Below are 15,561 nucleotides of genomic sequence, written 5' to 3' on the forward strand. Positions count from 1 at the left end.
AAAATTGCAGGAATTTCAGAATGAGCTAAATAACATTCAAGGCTGATTTGATGAGCCTCAACCCCTTAAAGATCTAGTACTCCGGGAGTTTGGGTCCTGAGGCTCTCCCGATGTTCCTCTTTGAACGAAATCCAAGGTCTACGATCAAAAAGGGTCGTAAGGCTCCGAAGACAACAGTTGTTTGCTGCCGCACAAGCGATGCGCTTAAAGCTGAGGTAGATGCGCTCTGCCGGCGCAACAACCTCACGACTTCCGAATTAGTGAAGAACTTTATTGAAGAATGTGTCAAACGCGATTCAACCACTTGGTGGGAAGGTGAGGCTCAAAAACGAATAGAACTCGTTGAGATCGATACGAATCATTTGAATAACGGCAATTCGCACCAAGTGGGATTCTGACCGCTCCTTTTATATTAAGAGGCGGCTTGCCGCTCAGCCGGCTTAGCCAGTGATTGGCCGGTTGAAAATGAATCCCAGCGGCTTCCGATGATATTGGAAGCCGCACCGGCTTCTAGGGCGGTCCAAGGCTCAGCAAAGAGCGTTTCAGCGGCCTTGCGGATGGCCGGACGATCCGGTTTGCCGGATCCGGTGAGCGGGAGTTCTGATATGCAAACCACCCAATGCGGCCGCTCAAACCGACCTAAGGCCTGCCGCATACGAGAGAAGTCCAAAGCGCTGAGGAGCGCCGGTGCCCCCTCCAGAACGAGCACGACTTCTTCGCCGAAGAGTCGGCTTTTTCTGGCGCTGACGGCAAATCTGCCTGAAATGAAGGGTTTGAGCTTAGCTTCGACTTCTTCAATCTGGATCTTCACTGCCCCCGTGTTAATGACATTATCCAAACGTCCGATGAGGCTGAATGTTCCGTCGGGATTAAACCGCGCGCGGTCGTGCGTGATGAGCGTCTGGGCCGCTACGGCGGGCGCTTCAATCTGAAGGGTGTTAAGCGCCGAAAGCGAAATCGTTACGCCCGGGAGCGCGCGGAAACCCGCGTCTGCCGTCGGGCCGTTCAGTCTGCGCAGGGCGACGTGCGAGAGTGTCTCTGTCATGCCGTAAGAGGCATAGACCGCACCCTGAGCAGACTGAAGTTTTGCCGTCAACTCCTCATCTACGGGGCCGCCGCCCAATATAACCGCGCGCGATTCAAGCAGAAAGCGGCTCGTAGCGGGATTGGCAAGCACCGTGGCGGCCTGCATCGGCGTGAGTGCGCACAGGTCAACGGCCTCACGATGCTCGAGGAACGGATTGGCGCAAGGCTCGACGGGAATAAGGTTAAGACCGCATTCAACAGAGCGTACGACCACCATTTTTCCGGCAATGAAGCGAAGCGGCATAGCCAGCAGGTTGGTGCAGCCGGGTTTGAGCCCCAAAAACGCGATGGTGGCACGAGCGCTCGCCCGCATGCGGCTTTTTTCTGCAGCGAAAGCCTTGGGAGCGCCGGTCGATCCGCTGGTGTGCACCGTTACGGCTGCGCCGGGCGAAAAGAATTCCGTGAGGAATCGGCCGAGTTCGGCCTCAAAGCTCAGGGGATCCGCCTCAAGCGCCTTAGACGTCCACGGACCCGGCGTGCCGTCTGCACGCACAAAATCGGAGGCAGACCAGCTGCGGCCGCTGATCACAATGCCTGCTTCATCGGTTTTCATGAAATCATCCTCAAATACAGATTGAGCGCACTTACGGATTCGAAGGATCCGTGTTGTATTTAAAGTGCGGCACGCGCTTTTCGAGGAATGCGCGTCCCCCTTCCTGTGCTTCTTCAGTCATGTAATAGAGCATCGTGGCGTCCCCGGCGAGCTCCTGAATGCCGGCCTGACCGTCGAGCTCAGCATTGAGACCGGCTTTGATCATGCGGATGGCCAAAGCCGAGTGGTTCATGATGGTCTTGGCCCAGTCGACCACTTCATCTTCAAGCTGATCAAAAGGCACGACTTTGTTGATCAATCCCATCTCGAGCGCTTCCTGGGCCGAATACTTGCGGCACATGAACCAGATTTCACGCGCTTTCTTCTGTCCGACGCAGCGGGCGAGATAGCTCGCCCCGAACCCTGCATCGAAGGAACCGACGCGGGGTCCGGTCTGTCCGAACACGGCATTCTCGCTCGCAACAGACAGGTCGCAGACGACTTGAAGCACATGGCCGCCGCCGATCGCAAAGCCGTTCACCATGGCGATGACGGGTTTGGGGAGCGAACGGATTTGTTTTTGCACGTCGAGCACATTAAGCCGCGGCACACCCGTGGGATCAATGTAGCCTCCGATCCCTTTGACATGCATGTCACCCCCGGAGCAGAAGGCCTTGTCGCCGGCTCCGGTGAGAACCACTACGCGGATATCGTTTCGCTGGCGGCAGATGACCAGTGCTTCCGACATCTGCGCAACAGTGGTCGGCGTAAAAGCGTTGCGCACCTGCGGGCGGTTGATGGTGATCTTGGCGATTCCTTCGAAGTATTCAAAGAGAATGTCTGAGTATTCTTTAATAGGAGTCCATTGGCGCTGCATGTACTGAACCTCGGGTTTGGGTAATGCTGGATAGAAAGCCGCGAACGACCACGACTCAAATCGAGCGTTAGGTCCGCTTATTGTATAGATGCACAATTATGCATCACATACGGACCGCTGGCACATCGATGCCCCATCGTAGGGGGAGGTGCAGTACTGAGCGCTGCGGCGAACTAAAAACAGAAAAAGGCCGCTGAGAAAACTCAGCGGCCTGCTTCGGATAGGACTGATATCGCGCCTGCAGGATCAGAGATCTGACGCCCGAGAACGAAATCCTCAGCGGTGCATTTATTTTTTACCCGACTGTACCGCGAGCTCAAAGGCCACATTGGCAGCCAGCTCGAGTGACTTCACGGGCAGGCATTCATAGATGCCGTGATAGTTGAGGCCCCCCGTGAAGACATTGGGGCAAGGGAGCCCCATGACGGAGAGCCGCGCACCGTCTGTTCCGCCGCGAATCGGCTCCTCAATGGGTTCGAGTCCGGCGGCTCGGTACGCTGCCCGAACATGTTCCATGACGGCCGGCACGCGGTCGATATAGGGCTTCATGTTTTCGTAGCTGTCTTTCACGGAAAGCGTCACTGTGCCGTTGGGGAAGCGCGACTGGATGTCCTCGGCAATGCGCTCGAGGAGCACTTTCTTCTCCTCATAAAGCGCTCGATCGTGGTCGCGAATCAGAAGGTGCAGTTTGGCATGCGTGACGGTGCCTTCGAGCTGATTGGGGTGAAGAAAGCCCTCGCGGCCTTCGGTGGTTTCGGGCGCCATATCCGCAGGCAGGGCGTCAATAAAGGCTGCGGCCATGCGGAGCGCATTCACCATCTTTCCTTTGGAGCTCCCCGGGTGAACGCCGACCCCCTGAAAGTCGACGACGGCAGAGCCGGCATTGAAGTTTTCGCTCTCCAAGGTTCCGACCTCGCCGCCGTCAATCGTGACAGCCCAGTCTGCGCCGAAGCGCTCCAGGTCAAAATTGTCGGTGCCTCGTCCGATTTCCTCGTCCGGCGTGAATGCTATGCAGAGTTTGGCGTGAGCAATCGTCGGATCAGCAGTGATTTTGGCGGCCATATCCATAATGGCGGCAATGCCGGACTTATCGTCAGCGCCAAGGAGCGTCGTGCCGTCGGTAAAGATGACGTCCTCACCGATGTACTTTTTGATTTCAGGAAAGCGCTCAACAGGAAAGCAGATGCCTTCCGTTTGATTGAGCAGCACATCAGTGCCGTCAAAACGGATGATCTGCGGTTTGACTTGGCATCCGGACGCATCGGGCGACGTGTCCATATGGGCGATAAAGCCGACAGCGGGCAAGTGCTCGCATCCTGGGGAAGCCGGAATGTGGGCATAAACGATGCCGCCCTGGCCAATCACTGCATTGCCGATGCCAAGCTGATGAAGTTCATCCGTGAGGGCTTCAGCGAGTTTGAGCTGCTTTGCGGTTGACGGAGCTGCCGCACTCGTCTCATCGGACTGGGTATCGAACTGGACATAACGGAGGAAGCGTTCGAGAACATTAGGCGCGGAATGGGTCATAGCAGCGAAATCTCGCAAGAGTAATTGAATGATCGAAAGACTAGCATCATCCAGAGCCATTGAAAGCGGCAGCCTGTTTCTGAAGGCGATCAGCAGCGGATGTTTGCAGTGAAGCACCCGAAGCCGCTCCGACTAAGGCATTATTGCGGTTTGACTAAAATCGCAGGTTCGATTTTTACTGCAGTTCCTTTTTTATCAGTTCGAGGTTTCCGCTGTGACCGCTCCCGACGAATCCATGCATTCTCAAGAAGAAATCCGTCAAATCAATGCCATGCTCAAGTCGCAGCTGCCCTTTATCGGTGCGGCTGCGCTCAGCCGTCCCGGCTGGGATGCGGAGGACTTCATTGAATCTTTTGCCAAAGACTGGGGCATTGAACTCGAGGTGCTGCCCAACGAGCGCGGTCCGGGGCAGCCTTTTGCTGCGGCGCTGCCGGGCACCGGAGTGGTCATCAATGTGATCGAACGGCCGGGACGTATGGGTATTGAACGCTTCATTGACGGTGCGGCAGAAAATTATCTCTGGCCGGAAGGGCGTTCATTGATCCGCGGCATGCAGTCCGAACTGATGATTGCCGTGGGCGGCGGCACTCACCGCAGTACGCAGGCAGCGCTCTTCATCCGCGCAGCCGCTACGATTCTGGACAATGAATCGGCTATTGGATTCCTAGACTGCGACGTGCTGCGTGAACCGGTTCATTTCCGCAAAACGGCTTTGGCGCTGCGCGAGCAGGCGCTCGCTACGCCCATCCTGTTTTGGATCGGTCTTTCACGCCTGCCCGAAGGCGCTGACGGTCTGCCGCGCCTCAAAGCCTGGACTAATGGTCTCGCAAGGTTCGACAAGCTCGAAATGGAAATCCCATCCACTGCGGCCGATATTCACGATGCCTTCATTCTGCTCAACAGCGCCGCGTGCTACGTGCTCGACCATGATGCTCAGATGCAGCCCGGTGAAGCATTGGAATGGAAGGACGGGGAAGTGCCGCTTTCTCTGGGGAAGAGCAGCGCTATTGATGAAGACCAAGACGTGCTCATCGTCGATTTGGACGGTCTTCGTCCCAGAGGCGACGGCGTTGTTGAAAATAAGGATGAAGGTGAAGCCTAAACCAGCCGGTTGGACTTGCCGTGCCTTGTTCGAACTCGAAAACCAGAATTGAGCAGTGCTTACGATTTCGATATGGCTGATTAAAAGATCTCTCTTGCCTTTGTATACGTGAATATTGCGTATTCAATACTAAAGGCGTATCTCATAAGAAGTACAGGAATGTAAGGGGCAGGCTTCAGATCAATCTTAGGACTGCGGGGTACGGCTGCTTTTACATTGCAGCCTCTTAGAGTTGGACAAGAATGACGGTCCTCAGAAATACATTTTCAGGAGGATCGTTCAGAATGAAAGATCGTTTGTGGACGAAGCAATACCTGCTTGTCATCGTCACCAACTTTCTGCTCTACGTGGTTTATTACCAGCTGATGCTTTGGACCACGAGTTATGCCATGCACATTTGGAAAGCGGACGTGAGTGAAGCAGGTTTGGCAGCGGGTCTTTTCATCATTTCCGCTTTGGTTGCCCGCCTTCTGGCTGGTCACTTTATCGACGGTTTGGGGCGCGGATTCGTTCTGCGCTGCGGCACAGCGCTTTATGCCGCTTCCATGCTGCTTTATTTCTTCATTACGTCAATGCTCGAGTTTGAGGCAATTCGTGTGGTTCACGGGTTTGCCTACGGGCTTGCCTCTACGGCGGCTTCCACGATCGTCGCGACGATTATTCCGCTCAAACGCCAGGGTGAGGGAATTGGATATTTCACGCTTGGCGTTACGATTGCGTCGGCCATTGGCCCCTTTCTCGGCATATGGTTCACACAGCATGGCATGTATGAAGCGTCCGTCTGGATCTGTTCGGCGGTAGGCGTGCTTGCCTTTGTGCTGTCTCTGCTCATTCGTACACCGGCGCACCGCATGACAGAGGCCGAGAAGAAAGAAATGCGTACGTTAAAGTTCTCGACATTCTTTCAGCTCGAGGCACTGCCGATATCCTTCATCGCAATGCTGGGCGGCGTGTGTTATTCAACTGTTCTTGCATATATCGGCGCCTATTCACAATCGCTGTCGCTCTTCTGGGCCGGTTCGGTGTTTTTCTTGGGCTTTGCCTTCACTTCGATCATCAGCCGTCCGGTGACAGGGCGTTTGCTTGATGAATTCGGCGGCAGCGTTGTGGTATATCCGGCGCTGATCTTTCTCGCTGCGGCTATGGTGCTGATCGGTGCGGCTCGTTCTAACGGCATGCTGCTCTCTGGAGCACTTGTACTCGGATTGGGGTTCGCTACGATTACGTCAGCGTGCCATGCCCTCGCAGTGTTTGTCAGCCCGCAACAATATGTCGGCCGCGCAACGGCAACGTACTTTGTACTGCTTGATGTCGGCGTCGGCATTGGGCCTTATACGCTCGGACTTCTTGTTCCGTATTTCGGTTTTTCGGCTGTTTATTTTGCTGCGGCATCAGTTGCGGCTGTCGGTATCCTAATTTACTGGGCAGTGATCGGACGTACAGGCATCTTCTCGACATTGGTGATGAGAAAAGTACGTTCAGTGCGGCTCAATCAGATTGAAATTGATCCCCGCGACGTCAGTTCTGCTTATCGGCGCGGAGAAGAGATTGAATTCGATGATCCGCAGCCTAATCAGAAGAAGGACGCTTAACTGTGCGGGCATTCACAATACCGCGCTGGGGATGACGGCCGGCAAGATCATCCAAATCATTTCCAATCCATTGTTTGGCGAAACTGCCTTCTGCAGCAGGGGCTTGTTCATTCATGGAATGACGGGCTCGGCAATGGAGTGCTTGTCGCTCATTGCTGATGTACAGCAAAAAGCGCAGGGCGGCTAAGCCGCGCTGCGCTTTTAGAGATGCTTCACGAGGATCTTATCGCCGGCCGCTCAGAGAACGGACAGACGGGGGAAGAACCGGCGTGAAGCGGCTGCTGGTTAAGCGGATTACTTGCCCGAGAAGGCGCGTTCAACGCTGATCGGCATGGCCTGATAGCCAAGCGAGCTCTTAATGCGGATTTCAACGCTCGGCTCAACCGAACCCCAGTGGAATTCGTTGATGCACGGATTCGGAGCTTCCGTATTGAACTTGCTCAGATCAAGGCTGGCGGTGGCGGAATAGACGAACACGGAATCCTTATCGTTTTCGTACTCAACCAGCGAGGTCACCGGGCTGTACCAGTCGTGGCCGCGTTCCTTGCCGTATTCCCAGATCTGCTGAACAGTCATCTTGTCCTGGTCGATCTTATAGATCACGCCGCGGCTGTACTTCATGTCGGGCAGCGGGGGCTGTTCGAGCGCACGGCCGTCACCGTTGTCGAAGACTGACAAGTAGATGACGTGTTCATCAGACTTGGAGTCAATACGCCAGCCGGTATGCTGCGTCCAGGTCCAGTCGAAGCCGCCTTCGCAGCGGTTGTTTTCGCACTTCAGAGGCTTGCCGTCCTTATCAACAGGCGTGAGCACCTTCTTGGCGAGATCTTCCTTCCAGCCCGTCGGGGTGGCGAGAATCCACTTGACTTTCTTGTCGCGGCCGATCTTGACGACGGCGGACTGATGGCGCGACGAGATGATGATGGAATCATCGGTCGGGTCATAGTCGACGGAGTTGACGTGTGCCCAGTTGCGGCCAGGACCAACGCCGGGGATGTCGCCGAACGTATCATTCTTGTCCATGGCGGCGAGTTCTTCAGCCGAAAGCGTCTTGCCGGCCTGAGAAGCGTCGATATTGAGGCACACCGCACCCTGGTCAAGCGTCTTAATGACAACGTCGCGATACGGATCGAGAATTTCGAAGAGGCGGAAATCATCAACCACGTTGCCGTTCTGATCGACTTCAGCGATCACGTCGCGGACCGTGTGGACACGCTTGCCGTCGGGACGACGGTAGTCGGAAGAGGAGACGCGCAGGAAAAGGTGGCCGTTCTGAGCCGGATCAAGTGCGTGCGAGAAGTCGGCATAACCCGTCGGCAGACGGCGGTTAAAGACTTCGCGGCCCATCAGGTCGTACTTGGCATAGCGCTGGCCGTAGCCGAACGTGAGGAAGCCGTCCTGATTCATGTGGAAGCCCATCATGATGCCGGAGTGATAAATCGTTTCCGGATCATAGATAGGATCGACGAACATGTACCAACGGACTTCGCCCGTCGTATCAATGATGGCGTTCTGCGGATAGTAGTTCCATTCAAGTGCGCCGCCGGTGGGGTTGTTCCACACCACGCGGGCCTGCTTCGGAGCCGTCGAAAGGAAGTTGTTGATCAGATAGAGGCGGTCTTTGAATTCCGGATCAACCTTGACCACTTCCGTTTCAAACATGTTGTGGTGCTGAGCCATCGAACCGTTGACCGGCGTATAAACAGCCGGCGCGTAGATGCGGTACTGCTCTTTCTCAACGCGGCGTTCCTGACCTTGGTCGACGATCGTATAGCTCACTTCGACCGTGTTGTTGTAGTCAGGGTAAAGACCGAACACCGGAATGCCGGCGTGGGTGCGCAAAAGCGTGTCCGTGACCTTGTAGCTGATTTCCTGTCCGCCCTGCTTCGGAACCACGCGGACCGTAGCGTCTTTAAGCTGATAGCCGCCGTTCTTAATGACCGCGGTGAGCGGAGCGATCTTATAGGGGTTGACGACGATTTCACCGATCTGACCCGGGGCAACATAGGTCACGGCCGGGCCGGATCCGCCGCCGGATGCCTGTACGGCGGCCGGGAGACCAAAACCTGCGGCCAGCGCAATGGCGAGGGCGACCGGGGTAATCTTTGCTTTAATATTCATAGTGAAACAACTCCTTTGAAGTGTCATGGTTCAGCTGGCTGTACCTTTTGGCACATATCCTGCCGACCCCGAAAGAGTAGGTCTTAAGGAGTAGACATGCTATTCTGAGGTTCCCGCCGGCAAGTTGGGCTGAGTGGAAACACAGAATTCCGAAAAAATGAAAACCACCCTTGATAGATCTGCATTGCTGTTTTTAAAGACGCTTTACGAGACCAAAAATCTCGTCAATGCTGCCAATCAGCTGGGCATCCCGCCGGCCACAGCTTCGCGCATGCTCGGCAAGCTTCGTGAGGTTTTCAATGACGAACTCTTCACGCGCTGCTCGGGCGGGCTCGCTGCTACATGGCGAACAACTCAGGCTATGCCTGACGTCATTCGGCTCCTGGCGGATTACGATCATCTGCTCGAACCGAAGCTTTTCGATCCGAAGACGCTCAAACGTGAATTCAAGATTGCCGGCGTTGATCACGGCGTTATTTTTCTCGCTCCGGCGATTGCCAAAATCTCAGAACTTGCGCCCGGCGTGTCGGTCGACATGACCGAGCTCACGAACGACTGGCCCGTGCAGCTTCGCACCGGCGAGCTTGATCTGCTGATCAGTCCGATGGAAACCGTTCCCGAGGGGTTCCCGTGGCTGCCGCTCTGGGAAGGCCGAACGACCGGCATTGTCGTGCGTCCGGGGCACCCGCTTGAAGCGCTTTACGAAAAGACGGGACGGGTGACGGAAAGCGACGTGATCCGGTACGGTTTTGTGGAGGTCACTTGGCGGCCTACAACGTACTACCGGCTGACTCAAAGCCGGCTTTCACCGCTCTTGAGCGAGAGAAACATCGTTATTAAAACGCCTTACTTTATGGGGGCGGCGAAGATTATTTCCGAAAGCAATCTTGTGATGCTGCTCTCGGACATCATGGCGGACTGGTTCATCAGTTTGGGAGCGCTGCGACGCATTCCGGTCGTTTCCGAAGAGCTTGAGCATGTCCAGAGCAAGGGGTTCGTCACTAAGCTCATTTGGCATGAAAGAAGTCACCTGGATCCGGCTATGCAGTGGATGCGCGGCATGATCTCTTATGCTGTTAAAGAAACGCTGCGCGGCGGACATGTTGTTCACCCCGAGGAAGGCCGCTAGGGCATTATTCAGCGCATTTGGAATAATGCGAGCATTCGAATCAGATTTTATCTAGGCGATTTTGCTAAATAAAATATAAATTGTTCAAAATATATAAGTGGATATTTAGTTGTCAGATATTCATTTTGCTCTTAATTGAAGGGTGCGGCATTTCGATAAAGTATCCGATCGCGCTAAATTGAAGATAATAATTTCGTTCAGTGAAATACTTCATCAAAGAATTTTGAACGAGATAATTTCATGAATACTCGACGGGTATTTGAGCAAGTAATTTATTAGATTTTCTGACAACAAAAACGCACAAATCCTTGAGCTCCTGACAATGTGGCAACCAAGCAGAAAGTCGGCGGCTACAGCAGTACTCCCCAATGACTGCAGGAGACGGGCTCTCATAACAAAGATTTTCATCATCACACGCGAGCAAACCCGTATCTTTTCGGCATTCGTGAAAGAGGCGATTTGGCATTTTTCACACTTTACGCTCGAATGTTCTCGCAGGGACTCTTAATCGGTGCTCCTAAACTTTTTCTGTTCCGGCAGTACAGCCATAAGACTGCTGCAGGTTTTAGGAATCTGGCCGCTCAGACCAGCTTCTAAAGGAGAAACAAAATGATCAAATTGTCACGCCGTGATTTTTCGCGCTTTACGTTGCTGGCAGCGGCCGGTGCCGCTGTGCCGATGAGTGCCTTTGCGTTCGGCGGCCCGTCCGGTCCCGCAACGATCTACAAAAAACAAGGCGCAATTGGCGAACTCAAAATGAATCCCTACAAAATTGCGCCGCTTACCGCAATCATTCGAAACGGCGGCTACGTGATTCAGAATGCATCGGTTCGCATTATTCCCAAAGAAGGCGGTCAGGAAATCGCGTATAAGGTCTCGAACAGTCAATTGCTGACACACGGCGGTATTCCGGTATTCGGGCTCTATCCTGCGTATAAAAATAAAGTTGAAGTCGAATACGACCGTCTGGATCACGGAGAGTCGAAGCATTTCAAGGAAACATATACGATCCCGACGCCGCCTGTCTACGGCCCCATCGGAACGCCGAATTTCCCGCAGGCCGTTGTCAGAAAACCTGCGCAAGGAAAGTTCGCCGATCGTCTCTACTACATCAACAACATCGGCGGGAACAACAACACCCGTAATGCCGTCTGGAACAATCCGGAAGGCGGTGCGCTGCAGTGGTCCTCTGATCCGCTCAACTGGATCGTTGACACCAAAGGTGAAATTCGATGGTTTATGGACAGCTCAACGATCTTCAACGTCGATTCGATTTATGACGGCGGCATCATGATGGGCCTGCGGCAGAACGACGACGGCGCGATTACCTGGGGCTACGGTCAGCACTATGTGAAGTACGACATCATGGGCCGCCGCATTTGGAATCGTCCGCTCCCATACGGCTACAACGATTTCAGCCACACGATGGATGCCGCTCAAAACGGTCACTATTTCCTGCGCGTAGCCTCTTCAAACCTCAAGCGTTCTGACGGACGTCACGTTCGTACAGTGCGCGACATGATCATTGAAGTTGACTGCGACGGCAATGTTATTGACGAATGGCGCTTGTGGGATATTCTGGATCCGTATCGCGATACCGCCATCAAGGCGCTGGATCAAGGTGCGGTCTGCCTCAACATTGATCCTAAGCTTGCCGGCCAGACACTTTCTGCGAGCGATCTGCAAAAGCTTGATAAGGAAGGGCACTTCGGCGACATTGTCGGCACCGGTCCTGGACGCAATTGGGCCCACGTCAACTCTGTGGACTATGACCCGACTGATGACTCCATCATCATTTCCTCCCGCCATCAGTGCGCTGTCATCAAAATCGGCCGCGACAAGAAGGTGAAGTGGATTTTGGGCGGTTCACGCGGCTGGAAGAAGCCTTGGAGCGACGCACTTCTTACGCCGGTAGATGCACATGGCAATAAACTGCAGTGCGGCGATGCATCCTGTGAAAAGACGGATTTCGATTGGACGTGGACACAGCACACCGCTTGGCGTATTGATTCGAAGTCGACGAAGGACGAGATCTACGTTTCCGTCTTCGATAACGGCGACGGACGTGCATTTGATCAGCCGCCCCTTCCGGATATGAAGTATTCGCGCGCGGTGATCTACAAGATTGATCAAAAGAAGCGCACTGTTGAACAGGTTTGGGAATACGGCAAGGAACGCGGCCACGATTGGTTCAGCCCAGTGACCAGCCTTGTCGAATACATGCCGGACAAGGACTCCGTGGTGGTTTATGCAGCCACAGCCGGGGCAAACTATGACCTTAAGACCGGCGGCCTCACGTCCGCGCCGAATCCTTATCTTGACGAATTTGAATGGGGGGCGAAAGAACCCGCTGTTGAAATTCAATTCAAGAACACTACGGGCTATCAGGCGTTCGCCTTCGATGTTGTCAAGGCGTTCAACGGAAAACTTCATTAACTGTGCAGCTGCACAATGAAGAAGTCCGAGACTTCTTCCGGGTTTCCCGGTTAGCTGATCTTTTAAATCAGCGTGGCCTTTAGGGCAGCAGTTTCAATTCAAGCAGCGCGAGAATATCGCGCTGCTTTATTCTGTGTGTGCCGGAGTGCGCACGAGGGGGTGTGCGCTGAGCCGACCGAACTTAAAAGAGACAGAGCGAGTCGGCAGAGGTCGGGGCTTAAAGGAACGAACGCGAAGATCCTTCACTCCCGAAACCTCCCGATGACGAACGGCCAGCGCTGCAGTGCGGAAGAGCTCGAGAGGCCAATTCGCTCCGTTATGCCAATGCCCGGGAGCCGCAGTGAGAAAGCTGCGTTTTGTGGCGAAAACTGTGAAATAACGTAATCCCGCTACAATGGGAATAGCCCCGTTCGTTCTCTCTTGCTGAAATGCAGCTCGCACGTGAAGGAAGAAGCCGCCATGAGCTCAGCCCCAAATGCCTCGATTTTTCAATCCGCCTGGCTAGCTCCCTTTCCGCGGCTCACTTCTATTGCAGCGGCGGTGCTCACGCTCCTCACGGCCCCCGTCGCCAATGCTTCCGTTATTGCTGCGGTGAAGAACGCTCAAGGCAATGACGTCATGCTTTTTAAGCTGCTTTCGGGCGCGGAGTCAGGGACCGGAGAAGATGTGTCTGCTGCCGATCAAGGCGCTTTGCTCGAAGCCGGGGCGTGGCTCGGCGAACTTTTTGGAACGCCGGCAACCGCTCCGACGGTCATTGCTGCAGCAAATCCTTTCGCTACGTACGCCTCCGGCGGTGCCTGGTTTGACGACAATGGAAGGCCGGCCATGGCTTTGTCTTGGACTGAGGGACTGTCGAGTTCTCAGCCTTCGGGAAGCGTCTATCTGGGTCCGGCACCCGGGGCGTCATACGATTACAGCCCTCTTGCAGTCTTGCCCGCGCATGCTTTAGGTTCTTCGCGAATCAGCACTATTCTTCATGAGCTCGCGCACAGCGCGGGCATGGCGATTATAGAGACGGGTGACTATCTGGGATTCGAATGTCCGAACGGCTGGTGTCATACCGCGTTCACAGAGAAACTCACCTTCAATGGAAATCCGATTAAAGCGGGATCCTCTTTGAGCGGGCTGGTTTCCTTTGACAGCATGCCGGCGAACCTTCAGACCGAATTAAACAAAGTGCGCTGGTATTTAGGATATTCCGGGATCGGTTTTCAGGGAAAAAATGCCAGGGAAGTCATTGGTGAGGAAACCGTAATGTATTTTCCCGACGAGGTCACAGACAGCGAAGATGCCGTTCAAAAGGCCATATCTGTGACTGGTGCAATTCCCGTCTTAGGCGCTGAGATGGGCAACCTCGACTTCAGCCACTTAGAACTTCAAAACGGTTTGCTCTCACATCAGTCATGGCGCAATTGGGGAACGTTCATGGAAGCCGAGCTCGCCATGCTGCAGGATCTTGGCTACCAATTGGACCGCAAGCGCTTTTTCGGCACCTCCATCTATGCCTCGGGCATCGAATATACGGTCGGACAGGCCTTTTGGGCTCGCAACGACAGAGAAGAGTGGATTAAAGATCAGCCCTCGCAGCAGACGAATGCAGTCGGCGTGCATGTCTACGGCAGCCGCAGCAAGGTAACGGTGGCAGCTGACCAGCTTGCTGATGGGGCAGGCTCCATCGGCGTACGCGTGGACGGATCGGCTAATCAGCTCTCTGTGAATGAGAATGCTCTTATTTCAGCCAACGGCACGGGCGGCATCGGCATGGCCTTTACTTATGGCCGCAGCCATACGCTTTTATTAGAGGGAAAGGTCCAGGCACTCGGCAGCGGCGGGTCTGCCCTGGTGTTTGATTTTGGCGGCAGCATTCTCGGTGATGAGAATCAGGTTCGAGGGTCCTGGACAGCCGGTGCGGCGACGGAGTACGGGTGGTTGACCTTCCATCCGGAGGAATTGAATTTCCCGCAGGTCCTGCAAGGCTCTTTGATTAAGTCTGCCGTTATTGCCGGAACGTTGCAGGGTTCTGATGCCGCTATTCGTATTGGACCGACGGCTCATGTGGCGCAGATTCGCCTTGCCGACGGAGCCCATATTGAAGGCGATATTGTCTCTTCGTGGTCCGCAGTGGGAACGGCTGAAGATTTTTTTGATGGCTACTGCAGCGTTATTCTTGCTGACTTGGTTAACCGTGCCGCAGCTTTCGTCCCATTGGGAACGGATGTCACGACCAATCTCATCTTCGGCGGGACCGAAGACGGCGCTGCGGCACAGGCATCTGACTTGAAGCCTTTTGTTTATGCCGGCAATGTCATTGGCCCCTGGTCGATCCGCATGCAGGCTGCCGATGGAACGGATCTTCGTCTAGAAAACACCATTAATCAAGTGGTTGGCATGACGGTGAACAGAGGGGCCAGGCTTTCCGGCTCAGCCGTTTTTGATTTCACCGGCCTGAACGCTCGAATGGCCGAAGTGGGCGGAACACTCATCACGGGCAGTGAAGAAATCCCAAACTTCCAGGCCGGGGCCCTCGTGAATGCCGGAACCTTGGTCTCAACGCCTTCCTCCGGTTCTATCGTGATTTTGGGGGATTACGTTCAGTCCGGAAAGCTCGTATTGGGGATGCGGCCGTCGGGCGAACTGATGCCGCTCTCAGTGTCGGGTGCGACAGAGGTGAAAGACGGTGCGTCCCTGGCAGTGGTTCCGGGCGGCGGCTGGTTTGAGGGCGAACTCGCAAAAGATCCCCATCCTTACGGCGCAGTGAGCACCTCCGGAGCAAATACTGATGCATCGGCATCGCTCCTTGAAAAGGCTGCGTGGGATCTGGATCTCATGACAGCAAAGGACTTTTCGCCTGCAGTTGATTTCACCTGTTCGGAGGGGGTGCTTAAAGCTGCGCATCAAAAGAACGCATATTCAAAATTTTTGACTTCATCGGCGCCTTCCTGGCAATGGGGCTTAGCCAAACAGCTCGATCAGGCGGCTTCGCAGGCCCGGAAGTGCTTCACGAACTCTATGGCGACCTCGATTTTTCGGCGTCCGACGGCTCTGACATCGTGCGGGCCCTGGGCAATCTCGGCAATTTTTCCCGCGATGATTCGCTGCGGGCGCTTTTTTCCTGGGAGCGCCTATTAAATCGTCAGCTCTTTGCTCATCACGAAACCA

The 15,561-nt window shown here is 54.6% G+C and carries 11 protein-coding genes; 6 read left to right on the forward strand and 5 right to left on the reverse strand.

The window, feature by feature from the left end:
• Positions 1 to 110: 110 nt before the first annotated feature.
• Complete coding sequence (locus tag DES29_RS09290) at positions 111 to 398, forward strand: hypothetical protein (RefSeq protein ID WP_016474425.1); 288 nt, start codon at positions 111 to 113, stop codon at positions 396 to 398.
• Between the two features lie 14 nt (positions 399 to 412).
• Here DES29_RS09290 and DES29_RS09295 read toward each other — a convergent pair whose 3' ends face one another.
• The 3 genes from DES29_RS09295 to pepT all read right to left on the reverse strand — a co-directional run bounded on the left by DES29_RS09295 (position 413) and on the right by pepT (position 4,022).
• Positions 413 to 1,639 (reverse strand): AMP-binding protein, encoded by a 1,227-nt coding sequence (locus DES29_RS09295; RefSeq protein ID WP_113854791.1) that lies wholly within the window; start codon positions 1,637 to 1,639, stop codon positions 413 to 415.
• A gap of 31 nt (positions 1,640 to 1,670) precedes the next feature.
• Entirely contained in the window at positions 1,671 to 2,495 is an 825-nt protein-coding gene (menB, locus tag DES29_RS09300; protein ID WP_005429042.1) for a 1,4-dihydroxy-2-naphthoyl-CoA synthase, read from the reverse strand.
• Positions 2,496 to 2,783: 288 nt separating this feature from the next.
• On the reverse strand, positions 2,784 to 4,022 hold the full coding sequence (gene pepT / locus DES29_RS09305; protein ID WP_236578940.1) for a peptidase T: 1,239 nt from the start codon (positions 4,020 to 4,022) through the stop codon (positions 2,784 to 2,786).
• A gap of 235 nt (positions 4,023 to 4,257) precedes the next feature.
• On the opposite strand from pepT, the gene DES29_RS09310 reads away from it, so the two are divergent.
• Positions 4,258 to 5,124, forward strand: a complete 867-nt coding sequence (locus DES29_RS09310; protein ID WP_113854792.1) for a DUF4261 domain-containing protein — start codon at positions 4,258 to 4,260, stop codon at positions 5,122 to 5,124.
• 284 nt (positions 5,125 to 5,408) lie between these two features.
• The gene (locus tag DES29_RS09315) at positions 5,409 to 6,716 is read left to right on the forward strand and encodes an MFS transporter (RefSeq protein WP_005429048.1); all 1,308 of its coding nucleotides are present in this window, start codon (positions 5,409 to 5,411) and stop codon (positions 6,714 to 6,716) included.
• Here DES29_RS09315 and DES29_RS12505 read toward each other — a convergent pair.
• Together DES29_RS12505 and DES29_RS09320 are read right to left on the reverse strand one after the other, a co-directional pair.
• Positions 6,694 to 6,831 carry a hypothetical protein gene (locus DES29_RS12505; RefSeq protein ID WP_155815180.1) on the reverse strand — a complete coding sequence of 46 codons (138 nt, stop codon included), beginning with the start codon at positions 6,829 to 6,831 and terminating at the stop codon, positions 6,694 to 6,696. The two genes, DES29_RS09315 and DES29_RS12505, sit on opposite strands and share 23 nt — an antisense overlap.
• A 179-nt stretch (positions 6,832 to 7,010) precedes the next feature.
• On the reverse strand, positions 7,011 to 8,837 hold the full coding sequence (locus DES29_RS09320; protein WP_005429057.1) for an aryl-sulfate sulfotransferase: 1,827 nt from the start codon (positions 8,835 to 8,837) through the stop codon (positions 7,011 to 7,013).
• A 157-nt stretch (positions 8,838 to 8,994) separates the two neighbouring features.
• On the opposite strand from DES29_RS09320, the gene DES29_RS09325 reads away from it, so the two are divergent.
• The 3 genes from DES29_RS09325 to DES29_RS09335 all read left to right on the forward strand — a co-directional run bounded on the left by DES29_RS09325 (position 8,995) and on the right by DES29_RS09335 (position 15,531).
• Positions 8,995 to 9,966 (forward strand): LysR family transcriptional regulator, encoded by a 972-nt coding sequence (locus tag DES29_RS09325; RefSeq protein ID WP_021995722.1) that lies wholly within the window; start codon positions 8,995 to 8,997, stop codon positions 9,964 to 9,966.
• Positions 9,967 to 10,575: 609 nt separating this feature from the next.
• Positions 10,576 to 12,402, forward strand: coding sequence for an aryl-sulfate sulfotransferase (locus tag DES29_RS09330; protein WP_021995721.1), 1,827 nt, complete (start codon positions 10,576 to 10,578; stop codon positions 12,400 to 12,402).
• 459 nt (positions 12,403 to 12,861) lie between these two features.
• Positions 12,862 to 15,531, forward strand: coding sequence for an autotransporter outer membrane beta-barrel domain-containing protein (locus DES29_RS09335; RefSeq protein ID WP_236578941.1), 2,670 nt, complete (start codon positions 12,862 to 12,864; stop codon positions 15,529 to 15,531).
• The last annotated feature ends 30 nt before the right edge of the window (positions 15,532 to 15,561 follow it).

It is taken from the genome of Sutterella wadsworthensis (genome assembly GCF_003315195.1).
GTDB classification, from domain to species: domain Bacteria; phylum Pseudomonadota; class Gammaproteobacteria; order Burkholderiales; family Burkholderiaceae_F; genus Sutterella; species Sutterella wadsworthensis.